Raw genomic sequence first — 20,661 nt, 5'->3', positions numbered from 1 at the left:
GAATCGACCCGACCGTCGACTCTATATTAATTACGACACCCCGTTTCAGACCCCGCGACGGATGCGAGCCGATACCCACGACCTCGATATGGCCATCCGGCATTACCTCGGCTACCAGGCACACCACTTTAGAGGTGCCGATATCCAGTGCAACGATCATGTTGTGGTCACTATTCATGCAATTAACCGTTAATTAATAAAAGTAAAACTTTTTACAAACACTTACTCAAAACATTTATCAAAGCGCGTCATCAAAATATGCAGTGTGCAATTACCAAATAACTCATTAATGGCTTATCAACCACTATCAATTTGCAAATTATAAGCCAACCGTCTTTTAAATTCAGCAATTGTAGTCATTACTGCATAATAAATATTAATGTACAAAAAACAACCAGTAAGTATTTCATTTAATCGGCAATAATTTGCCTTTCTTTAGATATTTCTCGATTTTTCAATCAGATAGTCACCACAGCTATGCAAAAAGTTGCCGTTTTATTTATTATATTTACTTTAATACACCGAATAAAAATCCCCTCTAATAATCAAAATCAGATTTTGCAAAAAACATATAAATCAAATTTAAGTTTTGATTTATAATTAAAACATCAAAATCGACTCTTGATTAATCACACACATATCAAAACCTGATTTTGATTTTAAATTATTCACAACTTTACCGCTTATTTACACCTGGAAACCGTAAAACTTTATCTAACAGAAAAATCAGAATCTTTTTAAGAATGCTCAATATATTTTTTTAAAGGGATCATTTTATGCTTACGCAACTGCGATCTTAGCTGGTGATACGTCAAACCCAACTTATCAGCAGCCACTTTTTGATTAAAACGACTGCTTTTAAGCGCATCAAGCAGCAATTGCTGCTCCAACGCCCCAATCTGATCGGTCATATTCTCTGCGTTATCAAGAGCAACGGACATATCACCCCCTGATTCAGCTTTGGCATCCTCTTTAGATAGCCAAGGCACGGCAAAAGGATCAATAATTAATTCATCAACCGCTTCATCAAGCGCCTCCTGGCGATAAACACTCCGTTCTACAGCGTTACGCAACTCCCTTACATTACCCGGCCATGCATAAGCCAACATCTGGCTTTTTGCATTGTCGGTAAAACCCGGAAAATAGCTACGCTCAAGCTCGAAACACATACTCAAAGCAAAATGTTCAGCCAAAATAACCACGTCATCCTCACGATATCGCAACGGCGGGATATGAATAACGTCAAATGCCAAACGATCCAGCAGATCAGCCCTGAATTCATTCCTGTCAGCCATGCCTGACAAATCAGCGTTGGTCGCTGCAATCAAGCGCACATCAGCCTGGAGCACATCCTGCCCTCCCAAGCGCTCATACTCCCCATATTCAACAATGCGCAGCAACTTCTCTTGCACCTGCGTAGAGCACGTAGCAATTTCATCAAGAAACAAGCTACCCCCTTCTGCGCGTTCAAACCGACCTTTATGGCGCTTGATCGCTCCTGTGAACGCACCTGCCTCATGACCAAACAACTCAGAGTCGAGTAAATTATCATTCATCGACGCGCAGCTCACTTTCAGAAAGCGCTGATCCCAACGCTTTGACAAAAAATGTATTCGCTCAGCGACTAACTCCTTACCCGTGCCTCGCTCTCCCAGAATTAACACCGGCTTATTTAGCGGCGCTATTCGGGAAACCTGATCAGAGAGATCCAGCATTAAAGGAGATTCGCCCAGCTTTATTTTTTTATTTAATAGTCTCATAAACTATATATTAGCTATAAAAACTATTACTTAGCTAATTTATCCATTTTAAATACAAACAAAATATCCAATAAACCACAATAAACATATAAATCAAACACTTGAAAAAATGGCACGAAAATAGCCTTATCATTACTAATAGTAAGTTCATCTCTTTCATGCATGAGCAAGCATGTAACCAACCAGAATTAACGAACAGAAGGGAGAGTAACAATGGGTATTTTTTCACGTTTTCAGGACATTATTAACGCCAACATCAACTCATTGCTGGACCGCGCTGAAGATCCTGAAAAAATGATCCGCATGATGATTCAAGAGATGGAAGAGACGTTAATCGAAGTCCGCACCACCTCCGCAAAAGTCATTGCCGACAAAAAAATGCTTGAACGCAGAGCAATGATGCTACAAAAAGATGCGGATGAGTGGCAAACAAAAGCGGCATTAGCCTTAAGCAAAAGCCGCGAAGATCTGGCACGTGCCGCACTGGCAGAACAAGCGGCCGCCACGGAAACGCTTGAAATGGCACATCAGGAACTTGACGCTATAGAAGAACACCTGAGCGACCTGCACAGTGAAATATCACAATTACAGCACAAACTGGACGACGCAAAAGCCAAACAGAAGGCGTTGCTGGTGCGCGAGCAGACCACACGCTCCCGATTGGAAATACGCCGCCGCTTCAGCCGCGACAAACTCAACGAAGCATTTGATAAATTCGAACGTTATGAGCGTAAAATGGATGATATGGAAGCTGAAGTAGAAAGCTACGATCTGGGCACTAAAGATCTTGCCAACGAGATTGAAGACCTCGAGCGCAACGAAAAGATTGACCAGGCCATGGCAAAACTGAAAGCTCAGATGAACAAAAAGAAACCTGGTGATCACTAATGTCTAGCTTCGTGTTTTTTTTCATACCAACCCTTATCTTTTTAGGGCTGGTATTACCGCTCTGGTTAGCCTTGTACTACGCTAGCAAATGGCGCACATCCAAAGGGCTTTCGGAAGAGGAAAAACAAACACTGGACGCAGCAATGGTAGAAATACAACGGCTTGAAAGCCGCATTGAAACCCTGGAAACCATTCTGGATGCAGAACAGCCTGACTGGCACACTAAAAATTCAGCAGAATAAGGAGGCTACATGTCCACCGCTAAAGACCGAGGTTATGATATTGACCTTTACCGCAGCACAGATAAGCGCTGGATAGCCGGCGTTTGTGGAGGCATTGCAGAAAACATGCAATGGTCAGTAATGGGCGTCAGGATATGTGCCGTCCTGCTTTTTATGTTTACCGGAGCTTTTGCCGTGCTTGCCTATATAGCTGCTGTTTTTCTTTTAGCCAGCAGGTCTGATAGTGCAGCAAACCGACGTACTCAGTGTGACAGCAGTAATGGCTATCACAGAAACACGAACGACTTTCAACAAAAAAGCAGACCGAACCTTAAACAGAGGATGTTTGATTACGGCACATCGGCTTCGAGTAAGCTTGACGAAATTAGGGATCGGCTCGCTAAAGTAGATCAGCGTATCCGCGCTATGGAGAAGCACGTCACCTCACGTAAATTCCAATTTGATCGAGAAATGCGACGCGGTCGCTAAATAAAACGACTACTCCAACGGAGGATCGTTATTAACAGCTGATTCCTCAGCCACATCAGTAAAACGTTTAGGCAGTACTTTTTTACCACTCACACCCAATTCATTGAGCGCCACAGCCTGCTGAATCAAGTTGCCTCTACCTGAAGAGAGACGGCTAAACGATACATCGTAGGCTTGTTGCGCACGCGTTAGGTGCTTACCTACGTCTTCAAGAGATTCGATAAAGCCGACAAACTTATCGTAAAGATCGGCACCACGTTTCGCAATCTCTTGAGCGTTCTGGCTTTGATGCTCGTACCGCCAAATATTTTGAATGGTACGCAATGTGACTAACAGGGTTGTCGGACTCACCAACATAATATTGCGATCAAAGGCAAAACGAAACAGCTCCGGATCATGCTCCAGCGCTAATAAAAAAGCACCTTCAATCGGCACAAACATCAATACAAAATCGAGCGAGCGCACGCCTTCGAGTTTTTGATAAGCCTTATCGCCTAATCCCCTAATGTGGTTATGCAAAGAGACCGTATGCGCTTTTCGCTGTTGTTGACGATACGCTTCATCGTCGCTCGAACAATATTTCTCGTAAGCCGTTAACGATACTTTAGCGTCGATAATAACGTCTTTACCATCAGGTAAATGCACAATCACATCAGGCTGATAACGTTGCTGCTGATCCTTAAGAGACACCTGAACTTCGTACTCATGCCCCTTTCTCAAACCGGATTCTTCAAGCACTCGTTCAAGAACGATCTCGCCCCAATTCCCCTGCGTTTTACTTTCGCCTTTGAGCGCTTGGGTGAGATTGATGGCATCCTGACTCATCTGTACGTTAAGTCGTTTCAGCTGGCTTATTTCGGTATGCAGCGCACGCCGATCTTTTGCTTCACGATCATAGACATCTTCAACACGGCTCTTAAAGTCACCTATCTGATCCCGCAGTGGCGTTAGCAGCAGCCCCATTTCCTGGCGATTGGTTTCTGAGAAGCGCTGAGATTTTTCATCAAAGATCTGGTTAGCCAGATTCTGAAATTCCTGCTTCAGCTGATCACGCGCATCGCTCAGCAGCGACAATTTCTCTTCTGCTGACTCCCTGTCTGCATGCAAGCGTGCTTCCAACTCCGCGACCTGCGCCTGACGAATCGCTAGCTGCTCTCTTAAGTCCGAGCGGTCAAACTCCATATTTTCGAGAGCATTTTCCAGCTTACCCAGATAAGACAAACGCTCTTGATACTGAACCTCTTTCAACTGCTGCTGATGTAATTGTGCTTCTAACTGATAACGCTGTCGCATCCAGCCCGATCGCGCGATGTGGGACAACACCAGCACAACCAAACCCAGCGCCAGTAGGGTTATCAATGAGGTAGCCATATCCCAGCCTGCGATAAATTCAGCAAAGTTCATCATTGTTTACCAGTAATAATAGAGGGTCGCGATCGATCCTATTACCAGAGGAGTCATAAGGATCAGATTTTTAACATCTCCCAACAGGCGCTGCATCACCAACAGATGAACCACTGGAAAAGAAACAAACATACAGACCAGAGGTATCCACCACTCCAGATTCAACATGCCAAACGCCATCGCACCAATCAAGGTTAACGCCGCAAGATTACCAGCCATAATAATCGCAACTTGCGTATTACGTTCAGCCAACTTACCGACTTTTTCTTCTGCCGGTCGTTTATTAATAGCACCGGCACTCAATGCGGCAGACATCGACACAAAACCGGTCACTAAAAAGATAATTAAAAAGGTAAACATCGGATCCACGCGTTATTACTCCACTTCAACTGGTTGATGACGTGATTGTAGAGGAATTCGCTAGCTAACCCTACCTATCACTATGTTTAATCACATTCATAACTTTGCAGATGCCCTATTCCCGTTTACCATTCGACTAACAAACTATCGCTTGGATGCTGGCGTTGAAATTTCATATAATTAAAGCCGTTATCGTTTTATTCGGACTATTAAGCCTGACATCTACAGTGGCAGCGCATGAATGGGAGGTAGCCGACGGTGGCTATCAAATATGCGACTCCGAAAAACAGTATCGCCAGTTACTCAGTTATTCCCTGTATGGTGTTGGCAACAAACCGGCATCAGGCTGTAACAATGCACCCACTGGCGCGCGAGTAACCATTATTGATTGCGTAGAAAGTGATATTATTCTCTGCCAATTTACATTTCACACTATCTCTGGAACATCTATAAGTGGATGGGCCAGTAAAGCCTTATTGAGAGAGATTCCGCACTAATGGAATACCTGGTTAACGAAGCCATTGAAGATTACGCGTTCCTGAACACCAGCGAAGAACCGCCTTTGCTAAAGGAGCTGATTGCTGCCACCAACGAAACCATGGGATGGCCACAAAAGCTCTCGGGCAGACTGGTAGGACGTACGCTAAAAATGCTAAGCACACTCCAACAACCAAAAAATGCACTTGAGATTGGTATGTTCACCGGTTACTCAGCGTTGTCTATCGCCGAGGGAATGCCTGACGATGGCAAGCTGATTTGCTGTGAAACCAACCCGCGGGCCATCGAGTTTGCCAAAACCTTTTTTGATCGCAGCGAACATGGTCATAAAATTGATGTGATATTCGGTAAAGCGTTAGAAACACTGGAAACGCTGACCGAACCGCTGGACTTCACTTTTATTGATGCCGATAAGCGTAACTACCTGAACTATTATCTAAAAGTGCTGGAGCTTACCCGCCCAGGAGGATTGATCATTCTTGATAATGTCCTCTGGTCTGGAAAAGTCATTCAACCTGAATCTGAAATTGATGACGCGCTGGTTGAAACGAACCGACTGATTGCCACAGACCCCAATGTTGAAAACGTATTCCTAACGGTACGCGACGGCGTGAACGTGGTCAGAAAAATCCGCTAATAGATCAGCTAATTAAACAGCGGACTTAGAATAGGAAAGCTGTAGCATGAGAAAACGGCAGAACAAGGAAGGGGCAGCATGAGAAAACGGCCGCACGATACAATACCAGCATGATGAAACGTGGCCTAATCGCCTGCTTGCTGGCAACATTCTTACTGCCCGTTATGGCGTATTTCTCGCTGCCATTCATTGCCAAAAACGTGGTCGAGAGTTGGTTGGTGGAACAGGGATTTCAGAAACCACTCTTTACCGTAGAATATCCCAGTCACAAAGCGCTGCTAATTTCTCAGCTCAGTGTTGAAAAACAGACGCAAAACCGAGTCTCGAGTTTGTCTGCCGGGCCCATCACCATTACATATGATCCATGGGCATTGCTGTTAACGGGTGAACTCACGCGCATTGTCATTCCCTCGGCGAGTCTTGATATTGCAATGTCAGGCACACAAGCTAATGGTGAGCCAAAAGAAACTGACATGCCAAGCTTCGATATTGCAGACCTGCTACCCGATCAATGGCTAGGCTTTGCACCCGCTGAAGAACTGGTTATCGGTCAGCTGGATATTCACTGGCACGGGCCGAATCAACCAGATTACCGCTTCACCGGAAACATTTACCTCACTCAGAAGCAGCTGTTAACCCGCGTCCTAAGTAGCGTTAATAACCATCCAATCGCACATTCTGATATAACGCTGCTGGCAGATAACCGTTTTCAAATCAACGTCATTGACCAAAACATCCCTATTACTAATCCGATTTTCAGAATGGTCGGGCAACTAGGTCACGACGATACTTCGATCACCCTGCAGTCCCTGCACTCGCTGGACATAGGTAAAACGCATCAAGCAATAAAACTGCTGGAATTATCAGAAATAGAAAAAATACCCTCTAGCAACGGCGCTTACTCGGGAAAAACTGAACTTTCTGTGGCGCGACACTTTACGGGCAACACCACCCAATGGCTCGCCAGCATAAAAGTAACACAGCACAACCAACTAACTATGTGGCTTGAACATCCACACCCCAGTATCGGTAGACTGGACACGCATCTATCGTCTGAAATATCACTTTCCGGCAGCCAGGACCTTACTATAAAAATAGCCGACGATAGCAGCCTGATAGTTTACCAGGCCCAACAAGGCGATTGGGTAACGGCAAAAATGGAATTGAAACTGGATACCCCGCTGAATATCCGTTCTGATTCAGAAATTTCCATTGCGCCTTTTAAAGTAATCTTTACCCCAGAGCCGACGGTTAATACTGATATCCAGCTAAGCAGCCATCCTATCAGCCTGGCAATCAGTGATATTGATGTTAAACAGCAACGAGCGTTGATTGTATTTAACGCGGAACAGGTACGCAGCACGCTCAATAAGATAACGTTACCGGCGATTCAGGCACAGGGAAAGATCTACATAAAACTCCCGGAAATCAAAACAGAAATAAGCCTGGCGAGTAAGACGTTTCCATTAAACAGCACCATTAGCATAACCGCGAATCTTGACAAAGAGCATATTGATGCGCAATGGCGAATTAAAGAGATTCCACTTTCTGAAAGCCAGTCACAATGGCGTCCTTATCTTCCTTTTGAATGGCCTGAAAAATTAACATTAAAAAATGGCAGCTATACTCAAACAGGTCATTTTCAATGGTTCAGTGGACGTTTGGATGGCAGTCTTACTCACACAATCGACAACCTTAGTTTTGCCCAAGACAGCATCGCCGTGTCAGGTGTATTTATTAACAGCAGCACTCATCTTAGAGGCGATCGTATAGAGGAGCAGGGCTCAGTAAAGATAGACAAAATCATTGCAGGTACTGATATAACCAACCTGCGTACCGAATTTCGTCTTAATAAGCTCGGAACAGATAATAGCATTGCCAATATTAGTCATTTATCCGGCAACATACTCGGTGGCACATGGCAGGCAGCGCCTTTCTATACAAACCTGAACCCGCTTAATCTCAATACTGACATTACACTCAATGAACTTTCTCTTGATGAATTACTCAAACTAGAGCAACAACCCGGATTATCCGGCGAAGGGCGCTTAGAGGGTAACTTGCCACTACGCTATGATAATGCGGGCTTTCATGTAAAGAACGGTAAAATCAACGCGCGCGGGCCCGGCATTATTCGTTACCAGCCGGATGAAGGCGTGCAAGCTTTGCGGGATTCGTATATCGGTTTAGGAATAGCCTTGGATGCCTTATCAAATTTCCATTATCGTCACTTAACGATTCAGGCCAATTACGCTCCCGACGGAACCTTATTATTAGAAAATAATATTGAAGGTACGAACCCCGATTGGAATAACGGACAAGCGGTAAACTTCTCAGTGAATATTGAAGAAAACTTACTTAAACTCCTGAAAACTCTCCAATTCACGGATAAATTGACGGAGACGATAGAGAAGCGTTACCGTACACCTTAGATAGCTTTGAAAGGAGATACTGATGCAACGACATATCACGCTTCTCGCGGGGCTGCTACTCGGTAGCACGCTACTGTGGGGATGCTCACCCAAGGTTCAGGTTTCTGTTCCGAATGAGCCTATTACCATTAACCTGAATGTTAAAATCGAACATAAAATTCTGATTAAAGTTGATCGTGAAATTGATGATCTGCTTAATGATAAAAGTGGTTTATTCTAGGGGTATATTTAATGAAACATACAATACGTTCACTCCTGGCGACTCTCTTTTTGGCTCTCTCGGTTATCGCCATACCCGCATGGGCGATGTCACTTGATGAAGCTAAAACAAAAGGCATCGTTGGCGAAACACCCACCGGTTATATCGCCTCTGTAAAACCCACAGCGGATCAGAATGTCATTAAGTTGATTAATGAGATCAACACTAAACGTCGGGCTGCTTTTACAGAGAGCGCAGCCAATGCTGGCGTAACGATAGACATCATAGAAATCCGTATAAGCCAACGCCTGTATGAACTTGCACCCAAAGGTACTTATTTACAAACCCCGAACGGGCAGTGGCAGCAGAAATAACACACACCAATACAATCGTGATCACAATAAAAACAATAATTATGTGTAGGGCTGCTTGTGAAACGACAAATTGACAATGCGTTTTTTTCTTACCGAAGACTCAATTTAGCGGGTTTATTGCTTACAGGTTCCGCACTGGCGTATGCCTCAATAGTACTTGAAGAACAACTAAACGCGGTTAACTGTTCGCTATGCACTATCGTGCGCCTGTGCTTACTATGCATGAGCGCACTGTTCTTCCTGGCGTTTATACACAACCCCTCAACGTTCGGACAACGCGTCTATGGGCTGCTAAACTGGCTCTTATCTATCGCGGGTATAATCACTACCGGACGCTATATCTGGCTGGAATCACAACCAGCCGATGCATCGTTATTGTGTAATACAGGTCTGGAAGCGTGGACTGAAAAATTACCTTTTTTACCTGATGTATTATTAGCAAACCAGAACGAATGTCTTAGCATTACATGGCAGTTCATGGGATTATCACTATCACAAGTAACTGCAGGCTTATTTATACTCCTGTTCCTAATCACTTGGCGGCTGTTAATCCGGCGCCCTATACCTAAACTATTCTTCTGAAATGACACTAAAACACGTAACATTGCTGGCATCACTACACCTGTTCTGCGTGCCCGCTATCGCCGCACCATGGACACAAAATCTGTATTTTGAAAATGATCTTTTTGCCGACACGGATCAAAGTTATACCAACGGTATCCGGCTTGCCTGGGTATCTCCTGACATTGACACCTATTTGTATGATCCGGCACTTCCGGCATGGTTACGCGAAGTCAATTACTGGTTCACTCCTCTGTACCCACATCCTGAAAACAATAAAGATGATATTCATCGTAATCTTGTATTTACGATTGGCCAACAGATGTATACCCCCGAAGATAAAGCACGCGTCACACTCGACCCAAACGACCGGCCCTATGCAGGCTGGCTCTATGCGGGTTTTGGTTACCATGCAAAAACCAACAACAAGCTAAACTCTGTTGAGCTTAATATTGGTGTTGTGGGCCCTGCATCACTGGCAGAAGACGCCCAGAACCTGATACATCGCGCCCGCGGTATCGACTTATTTCAGGGCTGGGATAATCAATTAAAAAATGAATTGGGTCTTCAACTGGTATGGGAGTACAAGCATCGAATAGCCAAGCAGCCACTTTTTGGCCGCTTTGGATATGATGTAATCACCCATTATGGTGGCAGCTTCGGCAACGTCGGCATTTATGCTAATACCGGGGCAGAAATACGTTTTGGTTTCCACCTGCCGGATGATTTCGGCACCTCTGCACTGCGTCCCGGTGGTGATAACAGCGCGCCGGGAAATGCAGATCCACGCCTACGTCAAGGCTGGGGAGTACACACTTTTATCTCGATAGACGGTCGCCTGGTTGCACGAAATATATTTCTTGATGGTAATACTTTTCAGAGCAGCCACTCTGTTGATAAAAAATACTTAGTCGCCGATGCGGCCTTCGGTATTGCCGGTGTTTATAACAAATGGAAAGTATCCTACGCGCAGGTATATCGCACTAAAGAGTTTGAAGCTCAGAAAGATGCACAAAGTTACGGCTCGTTTACGGTTGCTTATTCTTATTAAAATACGTTCTTATTGGAATAGGTTCTTATAAAACAAAGTATCTCTATACAATATTATCCGCGCCTATTCGAAATAGGCACGGATAATAGTAGGGTCTTTCAGTTCAGGGTTACTATCAGAATCGGGCCGACAGCTTCATCCACACCGACCGGCCGGGTTCGTTTACCTGCAACGGTGTCGGATCAAACACATCATCACGGCTTTCATGCACCCGATACGTTTTATCAAACACATTATCGATACCAGCAGCCAGCGTCACGGCAGGTGAGATCTTATAATCAGCAAACAGGTCAACTAATCCATAACCTGCTGTTGGAGTGACATCCAAACCCGCACAATCTGATGACGCCAGACAAACCTCGTTTTGTGAGGCAACCAGACTACTGATGATACCGCCCCCCCATTTCCCCGATTGATACAGTGCCTGCAGACGTGCAGAGAGTGGCGATATACGCGACAACGCCTGATCATTATCCAGATTGTTACCAACGGTATAGCTGAGATTGCTTTTCAATAACCATTGCTGACTAAGCGGGTATTGATGCTCAAACTCAACGCCGTATATTTCCGCTTCTACATTACGATAGCGCTCTATCGAACTGTCGCGATAACGCAGAATGTAATCATCGATGCGGTTGTAATAAGCTGACAGTGACCACGGAGACTTTGCAGTATTGCTCAATACCCATTCGATCTGGTGATGTTTTTCAGGTGCTAACCAGGGATTACCAATCCAATTACTTTTTGCCATATACCGCTCAGTCGCATCTGCCGTACGCACACTACGTGAAGCGGTCATTTCCACTTGGTAGCTCTGATTAAGCGAGTGCTGCCAGGTGACAAAACCAGCGATATTATGCTCACTCTGCTGTTCAGGCGATGCGCCATAAAGCACTGCCGCCGTCTGATTCATCATAAAGACGTCATTGTCGTTATCCGCATCAGCCGTAATGTAATCGTAACGCAGCCCCAGCTTCACGCGGTTCGTTGCTGACAGTGAACGACTTACTTCACCAAAAATCCCCATTTGTTCAATGCTGACATCAGGCCATAACTGCCCCATCAACTTATTCGCCGGATAGCTATACACCACGCCATTACGCGTATTATTTTGATAGTCCACACCAAACGAGGCCTGATGCGCGCCAAACCAGCCATCAAAGATAACCCGACCACCGCTGGTATCTGAGCTACTAGGGGCGAACATACCTGCCGTTTTATCTCTGAGTGAATAACTGTCCATCAGATGATCAACATTGCTCTGAAATAACTCAGCCTTCATCCTCTGAATCATCCCACCATCAAAACTATGCTCAAGTTTGACGCGATAAATATCCGCATTCGACTCGGGAGAATCCATACCGGCTCCCGCAAACAGTACATCACGCTCCTCATTACGATCATAGCTGATCGTCAGATCGGTATTTTCACCCATCTGCGTTCCCACAATCAGTGCGCCGGAACGAGATCGATAGGCGGATCGCACACTATCGTCATTACCATCTTCGTAGCTATCCATGTCGGCAACTTCACCAATAAAGCGAAAATAACCCTGGTCATTTCCAGCGGCTATATCGGTTGATAGCGTTCCTCCTTCGCCATTACTACGAGCAACCCCCGTCACTGTGGCGGCATATCCCTGCTCATTAAATAGCGGTTTTTCGCGGGTTAAAATCACAGTTCCGCCACTACCACCACTGCCATATAAAACCGTCTGACTTCCTTTAATCAAGGTGACTGAGTCATAGCTATCGCCTGAGGCATAAGTCGTTGGCGGATCCATTCTATTGGGACAACCACCATGAATATAAGCGCCGTCCAGCAGAACATTGAGCTGCGTCTCCCGTTGACCACGAATAATAGGATCAATTGCACGTCCGCCCATTCTCGTGCCTGATACTCCATTGACTGAACGTAACAGCTCCGCCATATCAGCACCCGGCTTATAAGCCATCGACTCTGATGTAAAATAACTAGCGGATTGATCAAGCAAGACTCCGCGAGTGACTTCAACCATCAGAGGGCTTTCATCCGCCTGCACACCCACTGATATTAACGAACAACAAATACAGAGCATCTTCCGCTGACTTTTCAAACCTTTCACCTCAAAACATTAGAAAAAAGCATTTTAGCAGCGGCTAATGTTTTAAAAAATGTGGCAAAACGCCGCAGACTAACGACAAGGATAGCGGTAGACTAAATCACAATATCATAGCGAACTAGCTTAGGATCTAACCGTGGAAGTAACTGTATTAACACGTTTTATGGTAATGCTCGGCATCATATTTATGAGCATAGGTTTAACATCGGCTGAGGAACGTATTCTCGACTACAACACTCATATTCAGGTCAAAGCAGATGGTGAGCTGCTAATAACAGAGAGCATTAAGGTCAATGCTGAACATGCGGTCATTCGGCGCGGCATCTATCGGGATATCCCCACTGTTTACACCTTAGCTAACCATCAGACGCAGCATGTCGGTTTTGAAATCATCAGCATCTTGCGCGATGGCCAAAGCGAACCGTTTCATACCGAAAAACGCCAAAACGGTACGCGTATCTATATCGGCGACAGTGAAAAATATGTTTCTAAGGGCGAACATAGTTACCAAATTTTTTATCGCACTAATCGCCAGATACAATTTCTCGATCAGCGGGATGAACTCTATTTTAATGCCATAGGCCATGGCTTTAGTTTTCCTATCGATAATGCCAGCACCACTATCTCTCTTCCCTCATCGGCATACATTAAAGAATATAAAGCCTTTACCGGCGCTCAAGGCAGTACAGCCAGCCATGTTGACACATACCAAAGCCTGCCTTTCGAAGTAGAATTTAAAACCAGTCGACCCCTCAATAGCCGCGAAGGGATGACCGTGCTGCTGGCCTGGAACAAAGGCGTAGTCTCTCCGCCTTCAGATTTTCAACACATAGAATGGGGTATGCAGGATTACCGTGAAACGATTTATGCTGCAATCTCCACCTTGATTGTTTTTGTGTATTTGCTCATTGCATGGTTTGTCGTCGGGCGCGACCCTAAAGGTAGTACTATTATTCCTCTTTTCACACCGCCTGAAGGTCTATCCCCGGCTGCCTGCCAATTCATAAAAGACCGTCGCTTTAAACCGTCCGCTTTTACAGGAGCGCTGGTCAACCTCGCAGTAAAAGGTTTTTTGACCATTGAAGCATCACCTTCAAAAAACACTTACACACTAAGCAGAACAGGAAAAACAACTGACTTCTTTCCCAGCGAAAAAACATTAGCGGCCCATTTGTTTAGTAATAACCTGCAGCAGCAAACTATTGGCGGGAAATACTCCTCAACCATTGCTAACGCAAAGACAGAACTTAAGCACACGCTTACTCAAGAGTATGCAAAGCAAAATTTCATCAATAATCGTCTTTGGTTTTTTATGGGGGTTGTTATCTGCGTTGTTCTTGGGGCTATGATGGCGATTCAAGACCAGCGTTTTGAACTGATTCTTCTATCCGCATCTGCAGGAATTTTCGGTGTCGTCTTTGTTACATCCATTCGCAGCTCAATTCGTGCTGTAAAATCCACTTCGCCCGTTAAGACGCTCATCAGGCTGATCCCTGTCCTTTTGCCGGTCATTTTCATTTTTACGCTAGGAGGACCCTTCCTTTCTTCTTTTGATACATTGAGTATTGATCTCAACAGCATGGCTATTCCTGCATATTATCTGATATCCGCGTTGTTACTCATGTTGTTTTATTGGCTATTAGAAGCACCGACCCTTGCCGGCCGGGCGACATTGGATAAGATAGAAGGCTTTAAACATTACCTATCCGTGGCCGAGAAAGACCTTCTTAATTTTCAGCACCCGCCGGATAAAACACCTGAGCTGTTCGAACGCTATCTGCCTTACGCTATATCGCTGGGCGTTGAGAATGAGTGGGGGGAAAAATTTACTGCGTTACTGGCGGCTTCTGCGTTGAGCGGTGGTACAGCAATGAACTGGTACCATGGTCACACGAATAACGACTTTTCAAACCTGACATCGAATATGTCCAACGGACTCGACAGCGCTATCGCATCATCGTCTACCCCTCCCTCCTCCTCAGGTAGCGGGTTTAGCGGAGGTTCGTCTGGCGGTGGTGGTGGCGGAGGGGGTGGTGGCGGATGGTGAGCCCCGACTTATTGATTAGATTATTGCTTTTAACCCACGCTGGCGGAGAATACATCCTGTGATAACACTCTCGATTACTGCAGCTCTCATCGTAGCTTGCGCACTTTATGTCATCAGTCTTTATAACGGCTTAGTTGATAAAAAAACGCGGGCAGAGGAAGCATGGAGCGGCATTGAAGTGCAACTAAAGCGTCGTCATAACCTTATTCCTAATTTAATAGAAACCGTTAAGGGTTATGCATCACATGAACAGCAAACCTTTGAAAAAGTCGTCAATGCACGCAACAACGCCATTAAAACAGGACAATCCAGTACGGCAAGTACGGCGCAGGCCGAAACGGTTTTAAGCGGCGCGCTTCGCCAGCTATTTGCGCTCGCTGAGGACTATCCGGACCTAAAAGCCAACACCAACTTTTTGGATTTACAAGAACAATTAAAAGAGCTGGAAGATCATATCCAGATGGCACGACGCTTTTATAACGGCTCGACCCGTGACCTGAATATTATGGTTGATAGCTTTCCATCCAACTTAGTCGCTCAGCGTTTTAGCTTTAACCGCTTTGATTTCTTTGAACTGGATGAAATAGAATCAGCCGATGTTAAAAAAGCACCTGTTGTGAGGTTCTGAGTATGACAAATAAGAAAATCGATATGGGTAAAACGATACAAGCCAGCGCCATTATTGGCCATCGGGGCCTCTCGGCTCTGTCCCCTGAAAATACCCTCGCGGCCATTAAAGTCGCTCATCTTCATAAAATAGACTGGATCGAGGTGGATGCCAGCATTTTGGGTGATGGTACTATTGTGCTATGCCATGATGACACGTTAAACCGCTGCAGCGATAGACAAGGTTCTCTCCTCAGTATCAACCAGCAAGACCTGCTCACGATCGATGCTGGCAGTTGGTTTTCTGATACGTTTAAAGGCGAACCCATCCCTACACTGATTGAGGCTTTCGTGCTGTTGTCTGAGCTAAATATTGGACTGAACCTTGAATTAAAAGCACAGCAAGGTGTTACACCCCACACGACAGTTAACCTGATATACCCATTGATAAAAAACCACTGGAAAAGCAATAAACCACTCTTAATCAGTAGTTTTGATCATGAGATACTTCGCCTTTATCGTCAGCGTGACCCGCAACAACTGCTTGGCCCTTTATATGAAATAATAGAAGAGAACTGGCACACGACGATGCAGGAACTGGGAGCCGTCAGTCTACATTGTGACTGGCAGCATTTAACCCTACCACTCGCGATCGCCATTAAAACCGCCGGTTATCAATTATTTATCTATACCTGCAATGACCCTGATATAGCCAAAAAACTTTGGCATATGGGTGTCGATAGTATTATTTCAGACGTCCCGCACCTGCTCTCTCCTCGCTAAACTGAATCGATCCAACACCTATTCTGCTACCCAATTGACCACTACAAACAGCCACCTTGCGGTGGCTGCTATAAGCCTTTTTCAGACTAAATGATTAAAAACCGCATCATCTCATTGGATGTTATTTATCGCCTCAACTTTCGTCTCAACGCTAGCCTCAACCCTCACCTTAAGTCTTATAAACACCTGCATGAGAAAATAAAAACAGACTAAGTGATACACTAATTTACATTTTTGAGTATTTTTATGTATCATTTAAAAATATTTCGAGGTACATTTATTCTTAACGACAAGACCGATAGATGTGACCGCTATGAAGACAATAAAAAAATTTCATAGTCTGACAAACGAACAAGAAGATCGGAGAGCAGAATGATGACGCCAGAAGAACAAAATTTCATGCGTAAGATCAACGCTGAAGAGAAAATCGAACCCAAGGACTGGATGCCGGATGCTTACCGCAAAAATGTTATCCGCCAGATGTCTCAACACGCTCACTCTGAAGTGATCGGCATGCAGCCTGAAGGAAACTGGATCACTCGTGCGCCTTCCTTACGTCGCAAAGTCGTTCTGCTTTCTAAGGTTCAGGATGAAGCAGGTCACGGACTGTATCTTTACAGCGCTTGTGAAACACTGGGCATTTCTCGCGCAGAAATGATTGAAGCATTGCAAAAAGGTACGGCTAAGTACGCATCTATCTTTAATTACCCGACCCTTACCTGGGGTGATGTTGGCGCGATTGGCTGGCTGGTTGATGGCGCAGCCATTGTCAATCAGGTATCGCTGCAGCGAACCTCTTACGGCCCTTATGCGCGTGCCATGATCCGTATCTGTAAAGAAGAAAGCTTCCATCAGCGTCAAGGTTATGAAGCGCTTCTGGTATTGGCTAAAGGCTCACCAGAACAGAAACAGATAGCACAGGATTCATTAAATCGATTCTACTGGCCCGCACTCATGATGTTTGGTCCTCACGATGCAGAATCAGCACACTCTGCTAAGTCGATGCAGTGGAAGATCAAGCGTGAAACCAATGATGACTTGCGCCAGAAATTTATCGATCAGACAGTGCCACAGATCGAATTTTTAGGATTAGAGCACCCGGATGCAGCGATCAAATGGAATGAAGAGCGCGGCCATTATGATCATGGCGACATCGACTGGGAAGAGTTCTACAGCGTAATCAATGGAAATGGCCACTGTAACCGCCAGCGTATTGAGCATCATGTTGCCGCTCATGAAGAAGGCGCGTGGGTACGTGACGCTATTACTGCATATAACGACAAAAAAAATGCCAACAAAGTAAAAAACGTGGCGTAAGGGGTATTTGACATGACAACTGAAAAACTAGAACTGTTTGAAGTATTCATCCGCTCAAAACGTGGGCTTGATCATAAACACGTCGGCAGCTTACACGCAGAAGATCACGCACAGGCACTGGAATACGCGCGGGATTGCTACACGCGTCGTAGTGAAGGCGTTAGCATTTGGGTGATGAAATCGAACGATATCTGCGCTTCTCAAGAAGATGATGCTGAAAGCTTTTACGATCCTTCAGATGACAAACCTTACCGTCACGCGACTTATTATGTCTTGCCTGACCCTGTCAACAACATGTAATTCAGTGAGGACTATTTAAGATGAGTGATGCAATTAAAGCAGCCACACTGGAATATGCGACGCGCTTAGGTGATGACGCTCTTGTACTGGGACACCGCATATCTGAATGGGTAAGCTATGGTCCATTTTTGGAAGAAGATATCGCCTACGCCAACGTATCACTAGATTACGTAGGCCGTGCACGGATGTTCTACACCTATGCGGCAGAACTCGCTGCTGATGGCCGCACCGAAGACGACTTTGCCTATATGCGCAGTGATCGCGATTATCACAACCTGCTATTACTCGAAATGCCGCGTGGTGACTTTGCCTATTCACAGGTTCGCCAACTGTTTGCTGATGTTTACTACAGCCTGGTACTACCGGAACTGGTGAAATCAAAAGATGAAAGACTCGCCGCCGTTGCTGCCAAAGCCATCAAAGAAACCAAATACCATGTACGCCGTAGTCGTGACTGGGTGCATCGCTTAGGAGAGGGTACCGAAGAAAGCCATAAACGCACCCAGAAAGCCGTCGATCAACTCTGGGGTTATACCCATGAGATGTTTGACATGGATGACACTGAGCAATTGCTGGCTGACAACGGTATTGGTGTGGATGTTTCTAAGCTACGTGATCAGTGGCACAAAGATGTCAGTGCTATTCTCACCGAAGCAACCATCACAGTACCTGAAGACAGCTGGGCTGTACGGGGTGGACGCACCGGTTATCACACTGAAAATCTGGGTCACATGCTGACCGAGTTACAGATTGTGCACCGCTCCCATCCTGGTTGTCAGTGGTAATTGATGATGAAACAGATCTCACTGATGCCAGACGAGCAATATCAACGTCTGCAACAACGCAATAACGCAGAGGTAAAAGAACTCTGGGATATTCTTGATGAGGTAAAAGATCCTGAAGTACCTGTACTCAGTATTTGGGATCTGGGCATTTTACGTGATGTAGAGCGCGATGGAAGCAGCGTGGTAGTGACCATCACTCCCACCTACTCCGGCTGCCCGGCTATGGATACCATCAGTAGCGATGTAGAAACCGCACTGAACAAAGCAGGATATTCAGAGGTGGTTATAAACACCCAACTCTCGCCAGCCTGGAGTTCAGAGTGGATGTCGCCGCAAGGCCGCAAAAATCTTCGCGAATATGGTATTGCGCCACCGGAAGATGCCGATCTTTGTGAAGATGGCTTAACACCTGAAGCGCATGCCCGATGCCCTCATTGTGGTTCCAGAAACACTCGCAGGATCAGTGAGTTTGGCTCTACCGCCTGCAAAGCACTGTTCCAATGCAATGATTGCAGCGAGCCATTTGACTATTTTAAAAAGATATAGGTGAAGCGATGTCTGACACCAATTTCTACACATTAAAGATAGCTGACGTACAACCGGAAACGGATACGGCTATCTGTGTAACATTCGATGTTCCAGAAGCTCTGAAAGAAAAATTTACATTTATCCAGGGTCAGTTTTTGACCATTAAGGCAATGATCGACGGTGAAGAAGTACGTCGTTCTTATTCAATATGCTCAGGTATTAACGACGGGCATATGCGCGTCGGTATCAAGCGCGTAAAGAACGGTAAGTTCTCAAACTTTGCCAATGATACGTTTAAAGCCGGTACTGATATCGAAGTGATGCCTCCGCAGGGTAGCTTCTACACTGAACTCAAAGCTGACAATGCCAAGAACTATATGTGCATCGCAGTAGGCTCAGGTATTACACCGATGATTTCGATCATCAAATCCGTGCTGTCCGTTGAACCGGATAGCCGTGTTACCCTGATCTACGGTAACCGTCGCAGTAACTCAGTGATGTTTAAAGAAGAGCTGAACTTCGTCAAAAACCGTTATATGGATCGCTTTCAGTGGATCAATATTATGGACTTCGAAGATCAGGGCGCAGATCTTCTGAATGGCCGCATCGATAACAAAAAAGGATACGCCCTGCAGAAAAGCGGACTTATCGACATCAAAACGACAGATGAAGCCTTTATTTGTGGCCCTGAGTCTATGATGTCTGAAATTTCCCGCGGTTTCCGTATGGAAGGCTTGAACGACGACCAGATTCACTATGAGCTGTTTGCTAACTCATCAGCCGACTCTCAGGCGATTCTGGACAAAGCCCAGAAACGTATCGAAGAGTTTGGTGAAGAAAAACTCAGCAAAGTGACGGTTATTGCTGATGGCCGTTCGATCATGTTTGAACTGGCAACCGTAGGCTCAAACATTCTCGATGCCGGTATGGATAACGGCATCGAGTTACCTTACGCCTGTAAAGCCGGGGTGTGCTCTACCTGTAAGTGTAAACTGATGAAAGGTGAAGTCGACATGGACATCACTCATGGTCTTGAAAAACACGAGATCGAAGCGGGTTACATTCTTAGCTGCCAGGCACATCCTATTTCAGATGAAGTCGTGGTCGATTTCGATCAACGCTAAATCGACATCTGAATAGATGCTACTGATCCGATAAAGCCCTGCCGGCAGGGCTTTATTTATTAAATTCACTGAATCATCTCCTCATACCGCTCCCTCTCGATCAAAAGCTAAATCATCGCGCTGCTGCTTTTCGCTGATCGAATCTTTTTGACGCCTGATATATAATCATGCCATTACGTCTGATTATGACAAAAAA

Annotated in this window: 22 protein-coding genes and 1 pseudogene; 18 read left to right on the top strand and 5 right to left on the bottom strand. The window is 45.3% G+C overall.

The genetic code is table 11. From position 1 onward, the window contains the following. Both Nant_RS21180 and pspF read right to left on the bottom strand, forming a co-directional pair. Window positions 1-178, bottom strand: a pseudogene (locus Nant_RS21180) (cell division protein FtsA); the annotation flags it as partial. A gap of 559 nt (window positions 179-737) precedes the next feature. Next, window positions 738-1,760, bottom strand: coding sequence for a phage shock protein operon transcriptional activator (gene pspF / locus Nant_RS02055; protein WP_054339973.1), 1,023 nt, complete (start codon window positions 1,758-1,760; stop codon window positions 738-740). A 213-nt stretch (window positions 1,761-1,973) separates the two neighbouring features. Here pspF and pspA point away from each other — a divergent pair, with 213 nt between their 5' ends. From pspA to Nant_RS02040, 3 genes are read left to right on the top strand one after another with little or no spacing between them, the layout of a single operon-like run. Continuing rightward, a complete protein-coding gene (gene pspA / locus Nant_RS02050; protein WP_054339972.1) occupies window positions 1,974-2,648 on the top strand; it encodes a phage shock protein PspA in 675 nt (224 codons plus the stop codon). Further along, the gene (gene pspB, locus Nant_RS02045) at window positions 2,648-2,890 is read left to right on the top strand and encodes an envelope stress response membrane protein PspB (RefSeq protein WP_054339971.1); all 243 of its coding nucleotides are present in this window, start codon (window positions 2,648-2,650) and stop codon (window positions 2,888-2,890) included. Before pspA ends, pspB begins: the two co-directional genes overlap by 1 nt. Window positions 2,891-2,899: 9 nt before the next feature. Then, on the top strand, window positions 2,900-3,358 hold the full coding sequence (locus Nant_RS02040) for a PspC domain-containing protein (RefSeq protein ID WP_054339970.1): 459 nt from the start codon (window positions 2,900-2,902) through the stop codon (window positions 3,356-3,358). A gap of 9 nt (window positions 3,359-3,367) precedes the next feature. On the opposite strand, the gene Nant_RS02035 is transcribed toward Nant_RS02040, so the two are convergent. Together Nant_RS02035 and Nant_RS02030 are read right to left on the bottom strand one after the other, a co-directional pair. Then, window positions 3,368-4,765, bottom strand: coding sequence for a DNA recombination protein RmuC (locus tag Nant_RS02035; protein WP_082400022.1), 1,398 nt, complete (start codon window positions 4,763-4,765; stop codon window positions 3,368-3,370). Between the two features lie 3 nt (window positions 4,766-4,768). Continuing rightward, complete coding sequence (locus tag Nant_RS02030) at window positions 4,769-5,122, bottom strand: hypothetical protein (RefSeq protein ID WP_054339990.1); 354 nt, start codon at window positions 5,120-5,122, stop codon at window positions 4,769-4,771. A 164-nt stretch (window positions 5,123-5,286) separates the two neighbouring features. Between Nant_RS02030 and Nant_RS02025 the strand changes: the two genes are divergently transcribed. From Nant_RS02025 to Nant_RS01995, 7 genes are all read left to right on the top strand, one after another. Continuing rightward, window positions 5,287-5,619 carry a hypothetical protein gene (locus Nant_RS02025; RefSeq protein WP_143773594.1) on the top strand — a complete coding sequence of 111 codons (333 nt, stop codon included), beginning with the start codon at window positions 5,287-5,289 and terminating at the stop codon, window positions 5,617-5,619. Next, window positions 5,619-6,257: an O-methyltransferase gene (locus tag Nant_RS02020; protein ID WP_054339967.1), complete on the top strand. Its 639-nt coding sequence runs from the start codon at window positions 5,619-5,621 to the stop codon at window positions 6,255-6,257. Before Nant_RS02025 ends, Nant_RS02020 begins: the two co-directional genes overlap by 1 nt. Window positions 6,258-6,367: 110 nt before the next feature. Continuing rightward, window positions 6,368-8,689 (top strand): intermembrane phospholipid transport YdbH family protein, encoded by a 2,322-nt coding sequence (locus Nant_RS02015; RefSeq protein WP_054339966.1) that lies wholly within the window; start codon window positions 6,368-6,370, stop codon window positions 8,687-8,689. A gap of 22 nt (window positions 8,690-8,711) precedes the next feature. Further along, window positions 8,712-8,909: a YnbE family lipoprotein gene (locus tag Nant_RS02010; RefSeq protein WP_054339965.1), complete on the top strand. Its 198-nt coding sequence runs from the start codon at window positions 8,712-8,714 to the stop codon at window positions 8,907-8,909. An 11-nt stretch (window positions 8,910-8,920) separates the two neighbouring features. Then, on the top strand, window positions 8,921-9,262 hold the full coding sequence (locus Nant_RS02005) for a YdbL family probable chaperone protein (RefSeq protein WP_054339964.1): 342 nt from the start codon (window positions 8,921-8,923) through the stop codon (window positions 9,260-9,262). Between the two features lie 57 nt (window positions 9,263-9,319). Then, the gene (locus tag Nant_RS02000; RefSeq protein ID WP_076496098.1) at window positions 9,320-9,844 is read left to right on the top strand and encodes a disulfide bond formation protein B; all 525 of its coding nucleotides are present in this window, start codon (window positions 9,320-9,322) and stop codon (window positions 9,842-9,844) included. A gap of 1 nt (window position 9,845) precedes the next feature. Further along, window positions 9,846-10,874 carry a lipid A deacylase LpxR family protein gene (locus tag Nant_RS01995; protein WP_054339962.1) on the top strand — a complete coding sequence of 343 codons (1,029 nt, stop codon included), beginning with the start codon at window positions 9,846-9,848 and terminating at the stop codon, window positions 10,872-10,874. Between the two features lie 115 nt (window positions 10,875-10,989). On the opposite strand, the gene Nant_RS01990 is transcribed toward Nant_RS01995, so the two are convergent. Beyond that, on the bottom strand, window positions 10,990-12,969 hold the full coding sequence (locus Nant_RS01990; RefSeq protein WP_143773593.1) for a TonB-dependent copper receptor: 1,980 nt from the start codon (window positions 12,967-12,969) through the stop codon (window positions 10,990-10,992). A gap of 142 nt (window positions 12,970-13,111) precedes the next feature. Between Nant_RS01990 and Nant_RS01985 the strand changes: the two genes are divergently transcribed. The 8 genes from Nant_RS01985 (at window position 13,112) to Nant_RS01950 (ending at window position 20,465) form a co-directional block, all read left to right on the top strand. Then, window positions 13,112-15,022, top strand: coding sequence for a DUF2207 domain-containing protein (locus Nant_RS01985; protein WP_054339960.1), 1,911 nt, complete (start codon window positions 13,112-13,114; stop codon window positions 15,020-15,022). A gap of 58 nt (window positions 15,023-15,080) precedes the next feature. Then, window positions 15,081-15,650, top strand: coding sequence for a LemA family protein (locus tag Nant_RS01980; RefSeq protein WP_054339959.1), 570 nt, complete (start codon window positions 15,081-15,083; stop codon window positions 15,648-15,650). A gap of 2 nt (window positions 15,651-15,652) precedes the next feature. Next, on the top strand, window positions 15,653-16,411 hold the full coding sequence (locus tag Nant_RS01975; protein ID WP_054339958.1) for a glycerophosphoryl diester phosphodiesterase: 759 nt from the start codon (window positions 15,653-15,655) through the stop codon (window positions 16,409-16,411). A gap of 375 nt (window positions 16,412-16,786) precedes the next feature. Continuing rightward, complete coding sequence (paaA, locus tag Nant_RS01970) at window positions 16,787-17,728, top strand: 1,2-phenylacetyl-CoA epoxidase subunit PaaA (RefSeq protein ID WP_054339989.1); 942 nt, start codon at window positions 16,787-16,789, stop codon at window positions 17,726-17,728. A 12-nt stretch (window positions 17,729-17,740) separates the two neighbouring features. Next, window positions 17,741-18,028: a 1,2-phenylacetyl-CoA epoxidase subunit PaaB gene (paaB, locus tag Nant_RS01965; protein WP_028469980.1), complete on the top strand. Its 288-nt coding sequence runs from the start codon at window positions 17,741-17,743 to the stop codon at window positions 18,026-18,028. A gap of 20 nt (window positions 18,029-18,048) precedes the next feature. Next, the gene (paaC, locus tag Nant_RS01960) at window positions 18,049-18,813 is read left to right on the top strand and encodes a 1,2-phenylacetyl-CoA epoxidase subunit PaaC (RefSeq protein ID WP_054339957.1); all 765 of its coding nucleotides are present in this window, start codon (window positions 18,049-18,051) and stop codon (window positions 18,811-18,813) included. Between the two features lie 3 nt (window positions 18,814-18,816). Further along, window positions 18,817-19,359 (top strand): 1,2-phenylacetyl-CoA epoxidase subunit PaaD, encoded by a 543-nt coding sequence (gene paaD / locus Nant_RS01955; RefSeq protein ID WP_238377044.1) that lies wholly within the window; start codon window positions 18,817-18,819, stop codon window positions 19,357-19,359. Between the two features lie 8 nt (window positions 19,360-19,367). After that, window positions 19,368-20,465 carry a 2Fe-2S iron-sulfur cluster-binding protein gene (locus Nant_RS01950; protein WP_054339955.1) on the top strand — a complete coding sequence of 366 codons (1,098 nt, stop codon included), beginning with the start codon at window positions 19,368-19,370 and terminating at the stop codon, window positions 20,463-20,465. The last annotated feature ends 196 nt before the right edge of the window (window positions 20,466-20,661 follow it).

It is taken from the genome of Neptunomonas antarctica (genome assembly GCF_001305295.1).
Classification (GTDB): Bacteria; Pseudomonadota; Gammaproteobacteria; order Pseudomonadales; family Balneatricaceae; genus Neptunomonas; species Neptunomonas antarctica.
The sequence above is the reverse complement of the archived record's forward strand: the minus strand, read 5'-3'. Positions and strand labels throughout refer to the sequence as shown.